The sequence below is a fragment of the Tangfeifania sp. genome (genome assembly GCF_055108615.1).
Map to the genome: position 1 here is coordinate 24,069 of NZ_JBSQIC010000018.1, position 15,305 is coordinate 39,373.

The window sequence follows — 15,305 nt, forward strand, 5'->3', positions numbered from 1 at the left end:
GTTAGCTTAAATTAGTTGCAAAAACAGTTTCTTTCTTTTTTTTGTTGCGCTCAAAAATAAAATCGATTTGTCCCATTACCAAACCTCCCCACCAGGCCTGGTTCACAATAATCGGTTTGCCAGCCTTGTTTTTTGTTTCAATTGGTTGTTTTAGAAAAGTGTGGGTGTGACCGCCAATAATTAAATCAGTAAGTGATGTTTCGGCGGCGATTACCATGTCGCTGATTTTATTTCCATTATAGCGTAATCCCAAATGCGAGAGGCAGATAACCAAATCACATTTTTTGTCATTTTTCAAAAATGTTTCCATTTCAAGGGCAGTTTTCAGCGGGGCGTTATAAATGGTATTTCCGATATTTGCTGTACTTACCAGGTTGCTGAGTTCAATTCCCAGTCCGTAAACGCCTATTTTAATTCCCGATTGCCTGAAAATTTTCCAGCGTGGAAATTTTCCGGCCAGTATGGTATCAGAAAAATCGTAATTTGAATTAATGAGCGGGAATTTGGCATTGGGCAGCGGCTCCAAAATTCCGTTCAACCCGTTGTCGAATTCGTGGTTCCCTATGGTTCCTGCATTGTAGCCGGCTTCACTCATCAGTTTTAAAATGAGCTCGCCCTTAAAATAGTTGAAGTAGGGTGTCCCCTGGAACATATCGCCTGCATCGAAAAGCAAAGTATCCGGATTTTGTTGACGGTAGCTTTTGGCCAGTGCAGCGATTTTGGCCAGTCCTCCGTTCCCTTTGTATTGCGGGTTACTGCTTTCAAAAGGTTCAACATGCGTGTGGATATCGTTGGTATGCAAAATTGAAATTGTGGCAAAGTCATCCCACGCGTATAGATTGTGCGGTAATGCCCCCAGTGTTAATCCGGCTGCTCCAATGCCCGTGTTCCTGAGAAAATTTCTTCTATTCATAACTAATCCTCCCGTCGGTTTGAGCGGTAATTGTATTCCCCTTCTCGCTGATGCTTTCCAAATGTGAAATAATTACATCCCGAATCAATTTGCCGGTTTTGAGATAGTCATTTTTTTTGGTGAAAACATCCAGGTCGTCGCCTCCTTCAGCAACATAATCGTTTGTAGCCACCCAGTAATATTTCTCATCCTCAATTGGTTCTCTTCCAATTATAATGTCATTTGCTTTCCCTTCCGAAATTGAAAACCGGACACCTCCAACACTTTCACCACCTTTTGAGGCAACTGTGTTCAGGAATTCACGTATTTGATTTCCAGTTAGTTTTAAGAATACGAGTTCGTTTTCAAAAGGCATGAGTTCATAAATTTTACCCACGGTAATTTCACCCTCCGGCAAATAGGTCCGGATTCCGCCGTAGTTGAAATAAGAAATGTCAGCCTGAAAATCTTTCCCTGATTGCTGCAAAACTTTTTGTCCTTCTTCGAGCAGCAAGTCGGCCAAAAAATTTGTGAGTTCGCTTTCCGGTTTTCCTTTTACCATTTCTTTTTTGTTTACTGCCAGGACACGGGACATATCTTTTTCCAACAATTTTTTATAGGGCAAATAAATTTGAACCAGTTGGCTGTCGGGTTGTATAATACTGTCAGACACAACTACATTGCCTCCATTTGCATCAGTTGGTATATAGTGAGTTTTGCAGGCTCCAAAGGCAAAAAGCCAAGTTATTAACAATGTATAGGTGAAAGATCGTTGCATTATGGAAAAATAATGTTAAAACTTACAATTATTTTAGCATCAAGTTTGTTAGGTAATGGAACAGTTTAAAAAAAATAATATGTTTGGCTCAAACTTACAATTAAAAATAAATTTCAGAATTAAATTCATCGTTTTTTTCGCCGGATTTTTTATTCCGTTTATATTGAATGCGCAACCCCGGGAGGTGGTTGCCAAAAAAGGTGAAGGTGTTTACCGGTTGTTAACGCGAAGCGGACTTTCGGCTTCCAAATATATGGAGGCTTTTATTGAGCTTAATAAAGACAGGCTTGGAGAAGACAACATGCTTTTTGCCGGTTCAAAATATATCCTTCCGGATACAGAAATTGATCCAACCGCAACAGCAGGAGAAACAACATCACCTGTAAAAACGGCCCGGTTCGATATTTTCGGTGAAGATTATGCGGAAGTTGAAATACTTGACGACAAACTGGATGGTGCAATTTATTATCTGGTTGCCGGGCACGGTGGCCCCGATCCCGGGGCAATTGGTTATTACAATAACCGGATGTTGTGTGAGGACGAATATGCTTATGATGTAACCCTGCGCCTGGCCAGAGAGTTGATTGAATACGGTGCCACAGTTTATTTGATTACCCGCGATCAGGATGACGGTATTCGGGATGAAAGTTATTTAAAGCCAGATAAAGATGAACAGTGTTACCCCAACCAGGTAATTCCGATTAACCAACTGAGAAGGTTGAGACAACGTACCGATGCAGTGAATAATTTGTATCGGAAAAACAGGGGCGCGTTTCAGCGTATGATAGCCATTCACGTTGATGCACGCAGCCATGGAGAGAATATTGACGTGTTTTTTTACCATGACAGGCGCAGTACTAACGGCGAAAAAGCCAGCAGGACACTACAAAACAAATTTCAGGAAAAATACGACAAACATCAGCCGGGCCGGGGTTACCATGGCACCGTTTCTCCCCGCGCGCTTTATGTTGTGAGAAATACTTACCCGGTTGCAGTTTATATTGAACTGGGCAACATTAACCATTTTCGTGATCAGCAACGCTTTATACTGCCAAATAACAGGCAGGCACTCGCCAACTGGCTGACCGAAGGGTTGCTGGAGGATTTTGATACCAACAAATAACAGCTTTCATACATTTTTCTTCTTTCTGAAATTCCCTTAACCTCTGGTTTTTTATCAGTATGATTTTTGAAAATTTAAAAACCAAAAGTTCTTCATAAAGTGCAATTGATGAGCTTTTCTTATAAAAATATTTAGCAAGAGTGCTTTTTCTTTAAATATTTTTTGCAAAACCTTTGGTATAATTCCATCTTAGTTTTATATTTGTAATGCAATACGTCCTGTATTGCTTGTGTGTTTGGGGGTTAACATTAATAAAGGACAGCTGTTGAGCTGTCCTTTTCTCTTTTAAACCCTTTACTTTGTTTGCCGTTATAAATTAAATGAGTTTACATCCCATAATTTTATTCGATGGTGTTTGCAATTTGTGCAACAACACAGTTGATTTTGTCATCCGCAGAAAACATGGCGGACAATTTCGTTTTGTTGCGCTCCAGTCGGAAACGGGCGAGAAACTCCGGCAACGTTTCAGCATCCCCGCAGATACTGATTCGGTTGTATTGATTTACAATGAGGATGTTTATTTTGAATCGGCTGCGATTTTGAAAACAGCCTGGCTGCTTTCTTATCCTTGGCGGCTGGCGGTTCTGTTTAAAATAATCCCCTTAAAATGGAGAAATAAATTTTACCGTTGGATAGCCTCAAACCGCTACAAATGGTTTGGAAAAAGGGAAACCTGCCGGATTCCTACTGCTGCCGAACGCAGCCAGTTTCCTGAATGGGCTGACTTAAAACGCTAAGTCGCCTTTTTCGTAATCCCTGAAAAGTTTTGAAAGGTGTGCCAGCCAGTGGCTCAACCTTTTTACGGCTTCTTCCGTTTCGTCCGTAATTTCTTTTTGTTGAATTTTTAACATCAGGTAGCCGTAAATACCATCGATTGCTACATGGACATCAGTGGTTGCCTGCGGGTTTTTTTGTTTCAACTCGTTAAGCAAACCTGCCACTGCCTGGTAAATGGAAATGTAAATACTGTCTGCTTTTGTTTCCATCAGGCGTAAATGAAACTCGTTTAACTCACCCAGTAAATTGGTAACAAACTGCAGGTGCCCTTTTTTTTGAATGCCTTCCTTTTCCATCATCATCACCAGGTTTTTATACCAGTCAGAAATTTCACCGGAGGTTTTTCCGTCAGCCTGGTATTTGGCAACCAGTTTGTCATTAATCAGGTTCATATCGAGGTGAAAAGCACGGATTAAATCCTCAACCTGGTAGAGGTATAAAATGTATTCGGCAATGTTTTCTTTTCTTTTTTTCTGAGCAATGAGCATTTTTGATTACGGCATTTAATGTTGTTGAAACAGACTTCGTTTTAAAAATAAGCAAAAATTAAATCTTTCCGCTTAACTGTCAAAGAAATCGTCGAGTTTGCGCCGTTCTTTTTTTGTAGGCCTTCCGGTTCCCGGTTTTCGGTTGAACCATTTCATCTGCTTTTGGGTTTCCAGTAGTTCGAGTTCTTCCGCAGGGGTAATGTCTTCCACATAATCGTCGGTAAGTTTTGCTGACATTCGTTTTTCGGCCAGCGCAAGCACTTTGTATTGTCGTGTAACCGGGGCTTTTTTTACATGGATGATGTCGCCCGGAACAATTTCGCGCGATGGTTTCACCGGCAAATCGTCCATAATAATGCGCCCTTTTTTGCAGGCTTCGGTAGCTTTCGAGCGTGTTTTGTAAATACGCACTGCCCACAGCCATTTGTCAACTCTCACGTTTCCCGCCATTGTTTACTTTTTTTTATTGAAAAAGTTCATTGTGCGTTCTGTGCCTATGGTTCCGAAGCTTTTAATAATTTCAATACAGGTATCGATTTTTTCAGGAAGTTCATTTTGTTCTTCCCTGCTCCAGTCGCTCAAAACATAATCAACCTGAAAGCCTTTGTGAAAGTCATCTCCGATACCGAATCTCAGTCTCGGGTAATTGTTGGTTCCCAAAACATCAGAAATATTTTTAAGGCCATTGTGCCCTCCCGGGCTTCCCTTTGCTTTTACCCGGAGTATGCCAAATGGCAGTGCAATATCATCTACAATGACCAGCATTTTTTCGAGCGGAATTTTTTCTTTTTGAAGCCAGTAGTTTACTGCGCGCCCGCTGAGGTTCATAAAAGTGGTTGGTTTTAAAAGAATAAATGTTCTTCCTTTAAATTTATATTCGGCCACAAACCCGTAACGCTTGTCGTTATAAACAATATTGGACGCACCTGCAAGAGCGTCCAATATTTGAAAACCTATGTTGTGACGTGTATTTTTATATTCCGGGCCGATATTTCCGAGCCCTGCAATCAAATACTTCACAAAATTTCATTTTAATTATTCCTGATTTTCAGAAGCATCAGGTGTTTCTCCTCCTTCGGCTTCCCCACCTTCAACTGCTGCTCTTTCTCCACCTTCTGTTTCTTCCTCTTCTTCGTCTTCAGGAAGCAACATTCCGGCCATGGCAGCTCTCGATGAAATTACACCTACAATTAAATTGGAGTGGTTATCGAGGAACTCCAGGTTTTCCCTTTCGAGTTCGCCAACTTTGTAGCTGTCGCCAATTCCTAATTTGGTAATGTCAATTTCAATGGTATCGGGCAGGTACTTGGGCAAAGCTTTTATTTTAAGTTTGCGCATGTTGGTTTTAAGTTTCCCACCTGCTTTAATACCTTTTGCTCTTCCGGTAATTACTATTGGAACATTTATTTTTACCGGTTTGTCGTCTTCAACTTTCAGAAAATCAACGTGCATAACCTGTTCTTCAACCGGGTGCCACTGCATATCCTGAATAATGGCTTTGTATTGTTCGCCGTCAATCTCAAGGTCGATTAAATATACGTTGGGTGTATAAATTAACGGTCTTAACTCACTGAACGGGATAGTAATGTGCATAAGCTCATCGGTCCCATACAGAACGGCAGGTACATCGCCTTGTTCGCGTATTCGTTTTGCACTTTTTTTCCCGAGGGCATCGCGTTTTGTTCCCTTAATTGTTACTGATTTCATTTTTAAAATTTTTCGTTAATAATTATGGTACTCAGTCCTTTCCGCCAACTGACGGAACAAACAGCATGCATAATTACAGGGCGGTTTTGTTTTGATGTTCTAAAATTGTTGTGCAACAAAAATTAGAAGCAAATCAACTACTTACGCCCTTAAAATGCTCCTGCTTTTTGGAAAAAGCGGTGCAAAGATAAAAATTAGCGGTAATATAACGAACTAATCGACTGATTTTTGTAAACCCTTTTAATGGCTTCGCCCATAGCATCGGCAATGGTAATGTATTTTATCTTTTCACTTTCCGATTTTTGTTTGATTGAATCGGTGAAATAGACTTCTTCAAGAGCCGAACGTTCGATGCGCTCGATGGCCGGACCCGATAAAACACCGTGTGCCGCAAAAGCGCGTACGCTGCATGCACCTTTATCTTTCATTAAATTGGCTGCTTTGGTAATGGTGCCGGCTGTATCAATCATATCATCAACAATAATAACATCTTTCCCTGACACATCGCCAATTACAGTCATGCTGTTTATTTGATTTGCGCGTGCGCGTGTTTTATGGCAAATTACCATGTCGGTTTGCAGCATGCGGGCGTATGTATTGGCGCGTTTGGTACCCCCCACGTCGGGTGAGGCAATTACCAGGTTTTCGAGCCCCATTTTGCTGATGAAAGGAATGAATAGTGCCGAAGCAAAAAGATGGTCAACCGGCACATTGAAAAAGCCCTGGATTTGGTCGGCATGCAAGTCCATTGTTATAACGCGGTCAATTCCCGAGGCTGAAAGTAAATCGGAAACGAGTTTTGCACCAATCGAAACACGTGGCTTGTCTTTCCTGTCTTGCCGGGCATAGCCAAAGTAAGGAATTACTGCAATAACCTTATAAGCGCTGGCCCGTTTGGCGGCATCAACCATTAAAAGGAGTTCGAGCAAATTATCGGCCGGCGGAGTGGTCGATTGCACGATAAAAACATGCGAACCACGGATGGTTTCTTCATAACAAGGTTCAAATTCGCCATCTGCAAAAACGGGGCACGATGATTGACCGAGGTCAACATCAAGGCTGTCGCATATTTTTTGCGTAAGATGTTGTGTGGCCCTGCCCGAAAAAATTTTTAAAGGATGATTTTTACTGCCCATCGCTAAATCAGTTTGGTTTTTATTATGGAAATCTAAAGATAATGCTTTATCACCTACACTTTTATCGATTTTCAAGATAATAATTTTTGATTAAAAATAAAATTACAAGTTTTCGCGGTTAATATCCTGTATAAATTTCAGAATTTCTTTTTTTCCTTCGCCGGTAGTTACTGATGATGTAAAAAATGGAGGCATTTCTTCCCAGCTCTCCAGCATTTTTGCTTTATAGTTTTCAATATTTTTTTCCAGTTCGCCGGGTTTTAACTTGTCGGTTTTGGTAAAAACAATAGAAAACGGAATCTGGCTTAATCCCAGCCACTCCATAAACTCGAGGTCGATGGGCTGCGGCTCGTGGCGTGAATCAATCAACACAAACAGGCAGTAAAGGTTTTCGCGCAGCAGGATGTATTTTCTGACAAATTTTTCCCATTTTTCCCGTTCCTTCCGGCCAATTTTTGCAAATCCGTAACCGGGCAAATCAACCAGGTACCACTCTTCGTTTATCAGGAAATGATTGATTAACTGCGTTTTTCCCGGATTACCCGAAATTTTTGCCAGCGATTTCCGGTTGGTAAGCATGTTGATGAGTGAGGATTTTCCCACGTTCGACCGCCCGATAAATGCATATTCAGGCTTATTTGGGGCCGGGCATTTGTCAATTTCGGTGTTGCTTACTAAAAAACGGGCATCTTTAATTTCCATCGTGCAAAAATAATGCTGATTTGTCAATCAATAAAATTAAAACCGGATGATTTCTGTTTTATTGGAAAAATCTGATTCCGGTTCATGCTATTGGGAATTTTAAAATTTTGTGATACTGTTACTTAATGTATATTTCAAGAACTTTCGCACTTTCGGTTACCGGTTTTAACCGGACCGACTCCAGGCTTGCCGGCAAAAGTACCGTTTCACCTTTGCTTACTTTTTCATTCCCACCTTCATATTCAATATTGAATTGACCTTCGAGCGTCATATAAATTACAAACGAATCGAAGTGGTGATAGTCTTTTTCCAGTTTTTCCGAGAAATCGAGAATGTTGGTTGTGAAATAGTCGCAGCTAACAATTTCAGAAGATCTGTTTTTTTCTGCCTTGTATTTTGTTTTGTACTCGTCCTGGTAGGTAAAGTCAATGGCATCGAGCGCCAAATCAGTATGCAGTTCGCGTTTGTTCCCGTTTTCGTCTTTGCGGTCGTAGTCGTAAATACGGTAAGTAACATCAGAGGTTTGCTGAATTTCGGCCAGCAAAACACCTTTTCCAATGGCATGCACGCGCCCGGCCGGGATGAAGAATACATCGCCCGGCACAGCTTTTTCGTAACACAGCAAATCGGTTAATTTCCCATTTTCAAGGTATTCGAGATACTTTTCGCGTGTTACCGGCTGGTTGAATCCTGAATTTATGAGCGAACCATCTTCAGCATTCACCACGTACCACATTTCGGTTTTTCCGTAGGCATTGTGCCGTTTTTTTGAAAGTTCGTCGTTGGGGTGAACCTGAATGGATAAATCGGCCTGTGCATCAATGAATTTGATGAGGAGCGGGAATTCAATCCCGTATTTTTTGTAAATTTTTTCACCCACCAAATCGCCCATGTAAACTTCGATGAGTTCCTGCAGGTTGTTGCCCTGAAGATATCCATTGTTTACTACCGAAATTTTACCTTCAACGGATGAAATCTCCCAGCTCTCGCCACAATTGGGGAGGTTATCAATATCTTTGTTGAGTAATTCTTTCAGGCGATTGCCTCCCCAGATTTTCTCGTGCAAAATGGGCTTGAATTTCAACGGATACAAACCGGCCATAATTTTTATTTTTTATGAATTAAAACCTGTAATCAACGGCAGCACGTTCCGATGTTGTTTCTTTAATACGTTCCACAACTTTTAAATGTTCGGGATGCACGCGGTAGGTGTCCAAATCTTCCAGCGATTCGAAATGAGATATTAGAGCAATGTCGTAGCTTTTAGCTTCCAGCTCGTAATTAGTGCCAACTTCAAGGTATTTAACTTCTTTAATATTGTCTTTCAGGCTCTCGAGCAATGTTTTGAGTTCCTCAACAGTTATAGCTTTTTCTTTTGCCGGGTAATCCTTCAGTTTAAAAAGTACAATGTGGTTAATCATAGCCTTGCTAATTTTTGTATCTTAGATTTTTCTGACAACGAAATTAGTGTTTTATTAGCAGCTGCATTAATTGATTTCATTTAATTCGGTCAGTTTTAACAATTAACTAAAAAGAAGATGCTTGTAATTGGCGTTGCCGGCGGCACCGGTTCGGGAAAAACCACAGTGGTGGAAAAAATTGCAGGACAATTTCAGGAAGATGAAGTTGCCATCCTTTCGCAGGATTCGTATTATTTTGATAACAGCCACCTGAGCCTTGAAGAACGGAGGAAGAAAAATTTCGACCATCCTGATTCGGTGGAATTTGGTTTGATGATAGACCATGTAAAAAAACTTCAAAAAGGGATTCCGGTAAATGAACCGGTTTATTCTTTTATCTCCTGCACCCGTATGGACGAAAGCCGTCAGGTAACTCCCAAAGAAGTTTTAATTGTTGAAGGAATTCTGTGCCTCGCAAATAAAGCCCTGCGAAATTTAATGGACATCAAGGTTTTTGTCGATTGCGATTCGGATATCCGGTTGTCGAGAGTCATCAGGCGCGATCTGAACGAGCGGGGCCGAAATGTTGACCAGATACTCGACCGCTACGAAAAAACAGTGCGCCCCAGCCACCTGCAGTTTATCGAGCCCACCAAGCGGTTTGCTGATATTATTATTCCGCAGGGGGGCATGAACCTGGTGGCAATTAATATCCTGACAAACCACATCAACCACACCTTAAAAAATAATTAAATGCTGAAAAATTTAAACATAGAAGAAGTCCTGTTTCTCGATATTGAAACTGTGCCGCTTGCACCGGAGTACAACGATTTAAACGAAAAGTGGAAGCAGCTTTGGGAGAATAAAATGAAGTTTCAGATTAACAACGACGAGCCCGCCGAGGTACTTTATGATCGTGCCGGTATTTATGCCGAGTTTGGCCGGATTGTCTGCATCTCGGCCGGGTATGTTTTTCAAAAACAGAGCGAGTTGGTTTTCAGGGTAAAATCGTTTACCAACGATGATGAAAAGGTTTTGATCCAGAGCTTTTTCAATGCGTGGGATGCTTTTTCTCGCGCCGGGAAAAGAAGGCTTTGCGCACATAACGGGCAGGAGTTTGATTTCCCTTATATTGCCCGGCGTGCGTTGGTGAACAATCTGGTGTTGCCTAAAATATTTGACATTGCCGGAGCCAAACCATGGGAACTTAAAGATCGGCTGATTGACACACTGCAGTTATGGAAATTTGGCGACTACAAACATTACACTTCTTTGTCGCTGCTGTGCGAATTATTTAATATCCCAACGCCAAAAGATGACATCGATGGCAGCCAGGTGGCTAAAATTTACTGGGACGAAAATGATATCGGCCGGATTGCAAAATATTGTGAAAAAGATACGCTCGCAGTCGCTAATTTACTGCTGAAATATAAAGGCGACAAAATAATTCCGATTGAAAATATGGAGGTAGTTTAGAACCTCATAGCACGCTCTATATCGCGTTTCGAATCTTTTTGTTTTAACGTTTCCCGCTTATCGTACATTTTTTTACCACGTGCCAGGGCAACCTCGAGTTTGGCCAGGCCCCGGTCGTTAATAAAAAGGCGGGTTGGTACAATTGTGAATCCCGATTCTTTTGTCTTGCGATCCAGTTTTTGCAACTCTTTTTTTGTGAGCAGTAATTTTCGGTCGCGTTTGGCCTCGTGGTTGCTGTGGGTTCCCATTTCATACTCCGAAATGTGAACGTTCCGGGCGTAAAGCTCGCCCGAGAAGAACTGGCAATACGCGTCGCTCAAATTTACTTTGCCGTTTCTGATTGATTTGATTTCTGTACCTGCCAGTTGCATGCCGGCAACAAATTTTTCAATCAGTTCATACTCAAATGTAGCCTTGCGGTTCTTTACGTTAATATTTCCTTTTTGATGTGCCACTATAAATATGCGGTTAAAAGTTTCGACAACGAGACACTTAAAAAACTAAAGATAAAAAAGTTTACCAGAATAGTTATAAGCGCGTACTTTTCAAATTTGCGTTCAGGAAAATCAAGCAACTCTTTTGCCCCCACCCAAAAAATGTAAAAACTGTATAGCCCCAGTGCATCAATAACATAAAGGAACTGAAACAAACCAGTAATCATAGAGACCAGCAAAAAAGGCGTGAGCGAATAAGCAACCAACCTCCGAGCAGCTGTTTTGTTCTTTTCGCCGCCAAAAGTTTTCATCAGGTGGTAAGTGAAAAACACGGAGATGAAATATTGAAATGAGAAAAGCAAGATTTCGCGCAGCGATTTTAACAGGGCAAAATCAGCGTAATAATTTTTGTTTTTAAGAAATTCACCTAAAAAAACGGCAATCGCAACTATTGCCAGAAGTGGAACGAAATAGCTGAAAAACAGACTTTTTTTTGGTGATTTGTGCTGTTTCTGTTCGCTCCAGAATTCTTTAGGTTTAAAAATTACTGAACGTACTATCTGAAGATTCTCCAATACTGAAATTCCCATATCCTCTTCTTAAATTCGCTGCAAAAATACATTTTATTCAGCGGCTAAAAATTTTATCCTGCAAAATTGATGAAAATTTTAAAAATCAAAATAATATTTCTAATTTTGAAATAAATTGATGAAAATGAGGATTGTCACTTTTAAACGTATCAGGGAATTTTCAGCGAAGTATAAAGGTGCCAAAATTGCTCTGGAAGATTGGTATTTCAAAACTTCAAAATCGAAGTGGCAGAACTTGTCAGATATTAAAAAAACCTTTAATAGTGCTGATTATGTAGGTAATAACAGATTTGTTTTCAATATAAAAGGTAATCAACACAGATTGGTTGCCATTATCATTTTCGCTTCGCAAAAAGTTTATATTCGGTTCATTGGCACGCACGAAGAATATACCCGGATTGATTGTAAAAACATTTAATGAGGCATATTATGACAAAAATTAATACAGAAAAACAATACGAGAAAGCAGTTGAACGAGTGGAAGAATTGCTTCAGGTTGTTGGGAATAATACATCTGAAAATCACAAAGATTTTATCGAACTCGATTTGCTTTCAGACCTGGTTGCAGAATATGAGGAACATTACTATCCTGTTTCAAAGCCGGCATTGGCTGATATAATTCGGTTAAGGATGGCTGAGTTAGGTATATCTCAGAAAAAACTGGCTGAACTGTTAAATGTAAGTCCGTCCAGAATAAGTGAATACCTGAACGGAAAGAGCGAACCAACACTTAAAGTTGCCCGGCGGCTTCGTTCGGAATTGGGCATTGATGCCGATATTATTTTAGGATAGTAACCTGTGTTTAGCCAGAGCCTCACTTTAAGCGAGACCATGACTTAATGGCCGGTTATTTTTTCTTCTCCTTCAGTAATTTTTCCAGCGCAAACATTTCGTCGCGCAGGCGGGCGGCTTCAATAAAATTGAGATCTTTGGCCGCTGCTCTCATCTGTTTCCGGGTTTTTTCAATGGTTTTTTCAAGGCCTTCGGGGCTCATATATTGAACTACCGGATCGGCAGCTACATCGGGATGAACCGTATCTGCATATTCTTCCGGTTTTTTGCCACTTCTGTATTCGTAGCCAATAATTTCACGCGTAGGTTTAACAATGGCAGTAGGAATGATATTATTTTCTTCGTTGTATTTGAGCTGTTTTTCCCTGCGGTAGTTTGTAGAGTCGATAGTGCGCTGCATCGAGTCGGTAACTTTATCGGCATACATAATTACCTCTCCGTTCAGGTTACGGGCAGCACGGCCAGCCGTTTGTGTCAGCGATCGTTCTGAACGAAGGAATCCCTCTTTATCGGCATCGAGAATGGCCACCAGCGAAACTTCCGGTAAATCGAGGCCTTCGCGCAGCAGGTTGATTCCCACCAGCACGTCGAACTCCCCTTTGCGCAGCTGCTCCATTATTTCAACCCGTTCCATGGTGTCCACATCGGAATGAATATAACGCGTTTTAACACCCATGTTCAACAAGTATTTCGAAAGCTCTTCGGCCATTCGTTTGGTGAGGGTGGTTACCAGTGTTCGTTCATTTTTTTCAATGCGAAGGTTGATTTCGTGCATCAGGTCGTCAATCTGGTTGGTACTTGGGCGCACGTCGATTATGGGATCGAGCAGGCCGGTTGGCCGGATAATTTGTTCCACCACCACACCGTCGCATTTGGCCAGTTCGTAATCCGCCGGAGTGGCACTCACATAAACCACCTGGTTCACCAGTTTTTCAAACTCTTCAAATTTCAGCGGGCGGTTGTCCATTGCGGCAGGCAGCCGGAATCCATATTCCACCAGCGTTGTTTTGCGTGAATTGTCGCCGCCGTACATGGCCCTGATTTGCGGGATGGTTACGTGACTTTCGTCGATAACACACATAAAATCGTCAGGGAAATAATCGAGCAAACAAAACGGCCGCGTCCCCGGGCTCCGTCCGTCGAAATAGCGTGAATAATTTTCAATGCCAGGGCAGTATCCCAGTTCGCGCATCATTTCCAAATCGTATTCTACCCGTTCCTGAATACGTTTGGCTTCCTGCGGTTTGCCGATTTCATTAAAATAGTCGATTTGCCCCACCAGGTCGTCCTGAATTTGCCGGATGGCCGCGTTCATGCGGGCTTTGGTAGTCACAAATATATTGGCCGGGTAAATTACCACTTCGTCCATCTGACCGTAGGTTTGGCCGGTTTCCGGATCGAAACTGGAAATTTCTTCCACCTCGTCGCCCCAGAAAACAACTCGGATACCCGTGTCTGCATAAGCCGGGAAAATATCGACAGTATCGCCTTTCACCCTGAAATTCCCCCGCTGAAAATCTACTTCAGTTCGGGAATAAAGCGCATCTACCAGTTGACGGAGCATGGCATTCCGCGAAACCGCCTGCCCAACTTTCAGTTCAGTAACATTTGCGTGAAAATCTTCGGGGTTGCCAATTCCGTACAAACACGAAACCGACGAAACCACCACCACGTCGCGCCTTCCGGAAAGCAGTGCCGAAGTGGTGCTCAGCCGCAGTTTTTCAATATCCTTGTTTATGGAAAGGTCTTTTTCAATGTAAGTATCGGTGGTAGGAAGATAAGCTTCGGGTTGGTAATAATCGTAGTACGATACAAAATATTCCACGGCATTTTCGGGGAAAAACTGTTTCATTTCGCCGTAAAGCTGGGCGGCCAGTGTTTTGTTGTGGCTCAGAATCAGGGCGGGCCGCTGCACTTTCTCAATTACATTGGCCATGGTAAACGTTTTCCCCGAGCCGGTAACCCCGAGCAGGGTTTGAAACCGGTCCCCGTTTTCAATTCCCTCAGCCAGCTGCCGGATGGCTTCCGGCTGATCGCCGGTTGGTTTATATTCCGAGGCTACTTTGAATTTCATGCTGCAAAATTAGGTAACTGATTGATAAAAAAGAAATGTGGTTTGCAATAAACAAAACTCCAAAAGACTGATCGTGGCCTGAATTTTTGCTGATTGGTTAATGTTATAATTTCTGAAAATGAAGTACTTAATGTAATATATTCAACAAATCTTGTGTTTTGTAATTAGTTAGTGTTAATTTTGGATGCACAAAAAATGATTATCTTTAAGATTGATGAATAAAACAGTTTTTACTTTTTTACTGATGCTGTCAGTTCTTGCACAGGCAAAAGCCGGAGAAAATTTAATGCAATCCAATCAACCGGATGAAACAGGTTCTGGTTTTTATGCCGGGGCGCTGGCATCAACTAATGGCCTGGGGCTGGATGTTCAGTATCAGATAAACAAGCGGGTTACTTTAAAGGCGGGTTACGAAACTTTAAATTTCAACTATTCTTTTAACCTGACAGAAGACAATATTGATTACGCTACCGACCTGAATTACAAAACAGGTGGAATTTCCTTGTTGTTGAACTGGTTTTACAGACCGGCTTTGTACTTGTCGGGAGGTGTGGTTATAAATAAATTCCAACCGGTTTTGGCAGGAGAGGCTGTAAGCGATATGGAGTATGGTGATATTTCCATCCCGGCAAAAGATGTTGGGAATTTCAGTTTTCAGTTTGAATCTTCAGTGAAGACATCTCCTTACATAGGTGCGGGATTTCGTAAGTTTCTGGGAAAAAAGAAAAGGATAACCTATAATTTTGAAACCGGATTATATTACATGGGCCCGCCTGAACTGGAAATTACAGCCAGGGGGTTGTTAAAGCCCAGTGCAGATTCGGCTCATGAACATAAAAATTACCTTGAAGATCAATTTTCTGTTTACAAATTTTATCCGGTAGTGAAATTTGCTATAGGTGTCAGGCTTTTTTAATCTGGTACTTAAAATGTTAT

General features: G+C 41.6%; 20 protein-coding genes. 7 read left to right on the forward strand and 13 right to left on the reverse strand.

Translation table 11 applies throughout. The annotated features are described in order from the left end of the window. Window position 1: 1 nt before the first annotated feature. Together ACTCNA_RS06015 and ACTCNA_RS06020 are read right to left on the reverse strand one after the other, a co-directional pair. A complete protein-coding gene (locus ACTCNA_RS06015) occupies window positions 2-913 on the reverse strand; it encodes a bifunctional metallophosphatase/5'-nucleotidase (protein WP_462946995.1) in 912 nt (303 codons plus the stop codon). Next, window positions 906-1,670 carry a 5'-nucleotidase C-terminal domain-containing protein gene (locus ACTCNA_RS06020; RefSeq protein ID WP_462946996.1) on the reverse strand — a complete coding sequence of 255 codons (765 nt, stop codon included), beginning with the start codon at window positions 1,668-1,670 and terminating at the stop codon, window positions 906-908. The genes ACTCNA_RS06015 and ACTCNA_RS06020 overlap by 8 nt, the downstream gene beginning before the upstream one ends. Window positions 1,671-1,749: 79 nt before the next feature. On the opposite strand from ACTCNA_RS06020, the gene ACTCNA_RS06025 reads away from it, so the two are divergent. Together ACTCNA_RS06025 and ACTCNA_RS06030 are read left to right on the forward strand one after the other, a co-directional pair. After that, entirely contained in the window at window positions 1,750-2,793 is a 1,044-nt protein-coding gene (locus ACTCNA_RS06025) for an N-acetylmuramoyl-L-alanine amidase family protein (protein WP_462946997.1), read from the forward strand. A 320-nt stretch (window positions 2,794-3,113) separates the two neighbouring features. Next, the gene (locus tag ACTCNA_RS06030) at window positions 3,114-3,530 is read left to right on the forward strand and encodes a thiol-disulfide oxidoreductase DCC family protein (protein WP_462946998.1); all 417 of its coding nucleotides are present in this window, start codon (window positions 3,114-3,116) and stop codon (window positions 3,528-3,530) included. On the opposite strand, the gene ACTCNA_RS06035 is transcribed toward ACTCNA_RS06030, so the two are convergent. The 8 genes from ACTCNA_RS06035 to ACTCNA_RS06070 form a co-directional block, all read right to left on the reverse strand. Continuing rightward, window positions 3,519-4,058 (reverse strand): DUF4924 family protein, encoded by a 540-nt coding sequence (locus ACTCNA_RS06035; protein ID WP_462946999.1) that lies wholly within the window; start codon window positions 4,056-4,058, stop codon window positions 3,519-3,521. The genes ACTCNA_RS06030 and ACTCNA_RS06035 overlap by 12 nt on opposite strands. 72 nt (window positions 4,059-4,130) lie before the next feature. Further along, entirely contained in the window at window positions 4,131-4,508 is a 378-nt protein-coding gene (locus ACTCNA_RS06040) for an RNA-binding S4 domain-containing protein (RefSeq protein WP_462947000.1), read from the reverse strand. 3 nt (window positions 4,509-4,511) lie between these two features. Then, complete coding sequence (gene pth / locus ACTCNA_RS06045) at window positions 4,512-5,078, reverse strand: aminoacyl-tRNA hydrolase (protein WP_462947001.1); 567 nt, start codon at window positions 5,076-5,078, stop codon at window positions 4,512-4,514. Between the two features lie 15 nt (window positions 5,079-5,093). Next, window positions 5,094-5,765, reverse strand: coding sequence for a 50S ribosomal protein L25/general stress protein Ctc (locus ACTCNA_RS06050; protein WP_462947002.1), 672 nt, complete (start codon window positions 5,763-5,765; stop codon window positions 5,094-5,096). Between the two features lie 194 nt (window positions 5,766-5,959). Beyond that, the gene (locus tag ACTCNA_RS06055) at window positions 5,960-6,976 is read right to left on the reverse strand and encodes a ribose-phosphate pyrophosphokinase (protein WP_462947003.1); all 1,017 of its coding nucleotides are present in this window, start codon (window positions 6,974-6,976) and stop codon (window positions 5,960-5,962) included. A gap of 27 nt (window positions 6,977-7,003) precedes the next feature. Next, window positions 7,004-7,603, reverse strand: a complete 600-nt coding sequence (yihA, locus tag ACTCNA_RS06060; RefSeq protein WP_462947004.1) for a ribosome biogenesis GTP-binding protein YihA/YsxC — start codon at window positions 7,601-7,603, stop codon at window positions 7,004-7,006. 118 nt (window positions 7,604-7,721) lie between these two features. Further along, window positions 7,722-8,705 carry a type I phosphomannose isomerase catalytic subunit gene (locus ACTCNA_RS06065; RefSeq protein ID WP_462947005.1) on the reverse strand — a complete coding sequence of 328 codons (984 nt, stop codon included), beginning with the start codon at window positions 8,703-8,705 and terminating at the stop codon, window positions 7,722-7,724. A 19-nt stretch (window positions 8,706-8,724) separates the two neighbouring features. Continuing rightward, the gene (locus ACTCNA_RS06070; RefSeq protein WP_462947006.1) at window positions 8,725-9,024 is read right to left on the reverse strand and encodes a Dabb family protein; all 300 of its coding nucleotides are present in this window, start codon (window positions 9,022-9,024) and stop codon (window positions 8,725-8,727) included. 117 nt (window positions 9,025-9,141) lie between these two features. Here ACTCNA_RS06070 and udk point away from each other — a divergent pair, with 117 nt between their 5' ends. Both udk and ACTCNA_RS06080 read left to right on the forward strand, forming a co-directional pair. Then, window positions 9,142-9,756 carry a uridine kinase gene (gene udk / locus ACTCNA_RS06075; protein WP_462947007.1) on the forward strand — a complete coding sequence of 205 codons (615 nt, stop codon included), beginning with the start codon at window positions 9,142-9,144 and terminating at the stop codon, window positions 9,754-9,756. Then, the gene (locus tag ACTCNA_RS06080; protein ID WP_462947008.1) at window positions 9,757-10,479 is read left to right on the forward strand and encodes a 3'-5' exonuclease; all 723 of its coding nucleotides are present in this window, start codon (window positions 9,757-9,759) and stop codon (window positions 10,477-10,479) included. On the opposite strand, the gene smpB is transcribed toward ACTCNA_RS06080, so the two are convergent. Then, window positions 10,476-10,934 (reverse strand): SsrA-binding protein SmpB, encoded by a 459-nt coding sequence (gene smpB / locus ACTCNA_RS06085; protein WP_462947009.1) that lies wholly within the window; start codon window positions 10,932-10,934, stop codon window positions 10,476-10,478. The two genes, ACTCNA_RS06080 and smpB, sit on opposite strands and share 4 nt — an antisense overlap. Further along, entirely contained in the window at window positions 10,934-11,503 is a 570-nt protein-coding gene (locus tag ACTCNA_RS06090; RefSeq protein WP_462947010.1) for a Yip1 family protein, read from the reverse strand. The genes smpB and ACTCNA_RS06090 overlap by 1 nt, the downstream gene beginning before the upstream one ends. Before the next feature lie 124 nt (window positions 11,504-11,627). Between ACTCNA_RS06090 and ACTCNA_RS06095 the strand changes: the two genes are divergently transcribed. Continuing rightward, window positions 11,628-11,921 carry a type II toxin-antitoxin system HigB family toxin gene (locus ACTCNA_RS06095; RefSeq protein ID WP_462947011.1) on the forward strand — a complete coding sequence of 98 codons (294 nt, stop codon included), beginning with the start codon at window positions 11,628-11,630 and terminating at the stop codon, window positions 11,919-11,921. A gap of 11 nt (window positions 11,922-11,932) precedes the next feature. Next, window positions 11,933-12,295 carry a helix-turn-helix domain-containing protein gene (locus ACTCNA_RS06100; protein ID WP_462947012.1) on the forward strand — a complete coding sequence of 121 codons (363 nt, stop codon included), beginning with the start codon at window positions 11,933-11,935 and terminating at the stop codon, window positions 12,293-12,295. 55 nt (window positions 12,296-12,350) lie between these two features. On the opposite strand, the gene uvrB is transcribed toward ACTCNA_RS06100, so the two are convergent. Then, a complete protein-coding gene (gene uvrB, locus ACTCNA_RS06105; protein ID WP_462947013.1) occupies window positions 12,351-14,369 on the reverse strand; it encodes an excinuclease ABC subunit UvrB in 2,019 nt (672 codons plus the stop codon). 214 nt (window positions 14,370-14,583) lie between these two features. Here uvrB and ACTCNA_RS06110 point away from each other — a divergent pair, with 214 nt between their 5' ends. Further along, window positions 14,584-15,285, forward strand: coding sequence for a hypothetical protein (locus ACTCNA_RS06110; RefSeq protein WP_462947014.1), 702 nt, complete (start codon window positions 14,584-14,586; stop codon window positions 15,283-15,285). The last annotated feature ends 20 nt before the right edge of the window (window positions 15,286-15,305 follow it).

Coding starts and splice junctions, on each gene's coding strand:
- ACTCNA_RS06015 (WP_462946995.1), bottom strand. CDS start 913: ATGAATAGAAGAAATTTTCTCAGGAACACGGGCATTGGAGCAGCCGGA.
- ACTCNA_RS06020 (WP_462946996.1), bottom strand. CDS start 1,670: ATGCAACGATCTTTCACCTATACATTGTTAATAACTTGGCTTTTTGCC.
- ACTCNA_RS06025 (WP_462946997.1), top strand. CDS start 1,750: ATGTTTGGCTCAAACTTACAATTAAAAATAAATTTCAGAATTAAATTC.
- ACTCNA_RS06030 (WP_462946998.1), top strand. CDS start 3,114: ATGAGTTTACATCCCATAATTTTATTCGATGGTGTTTGCAATTTGTGC.
- ACTCNA_RS06035 (WP_462946999.1), bottom strand. CDS start 4,058: ATGCTCATTGCTCAGAAAAAAAGAAAAGAAAACATTGCCGAATACATT.
- ACTCNA_RS06040 (WP_462947000.1), bottom strand. CDS start 4,508: ATGGCGGGAAACGTGAGAGTTGACAAATGGCTGTGGGCAGTGCGTATT.
- ACTCNA_RS06050 (WP_462947002.1), bottom strand. CDS start 5,765: ATGAAATCAGTAACAATTAAGGGAACAAAACGCGATGCCCTCGGGAAA.
- yihA (WP_462947004.1), bottom strand. CDS start 7,603: ATGGAAATTAAAGATGCCCGTTTTTTAGTAAGCAACACCGAAATTGAC.
- ACTCNA_RS06065 (WP_462947005.1), bottom strand. CDS start 8,705: ATGGCCGGTTTGTATCCGTTGAAATTCAAGCCCATTTTGCACGAGAAA.
- ACTCNA_RS06070 (WP_462947006.1), bottom strand. CDS start 9,024: ATGATTAACCACATTGTACTTTTTAAACTGAAGGATTACCCGGCAAAA.
- udk (WP_462947007.1), top strand. CDS start 9,142: ATGCTTGTAATTGGCGTTGCCGGCGGCACCGGTTCGGGAAAAACCACA.
- ACTCNA_RS06080 (WP_462947008.1), top strand. CDS start 9,757: ATGCTGAAAAATTTAAACATAGAAGAAGTCCTGTTTCTCGATATTGAA.
- ACTCNA_RS06090 (WP_462947010.1), bottom strand. CDS start 11,503: ATGGGAATTTCAGTATTGGAGAATCTTCAGATAGTACGTTCAGTAATT.
- ACTCNA_RS06095 (WP_462947011.1), top strand. CDS start 11,628: ATGAGGATTGTCACTTTTAAACGTATCAGGGAATTTTCAGCGAAGTAT.
- ACTCNA_RS06100 (WP_462947012.1), top strand. CDS start 11,933: ATGACAAAAATTAATACAGAAAAACAATACGAGAAAGCAGTTGAACGA.
- uvrB (WP_462947013.1), bottom strand. CDS start 14,369: ATGAAATTCAAAGTAGCCTCGGAATATAAACCAACCGGCGATCAGCCG.
- ACTCNA_RS06110 (WP_462947014.1), top strand. CDS start 14,584: ATGAATAAAACAGTTTTTACTTTTTTACTGATGCTGTCAGTTCTTGCA.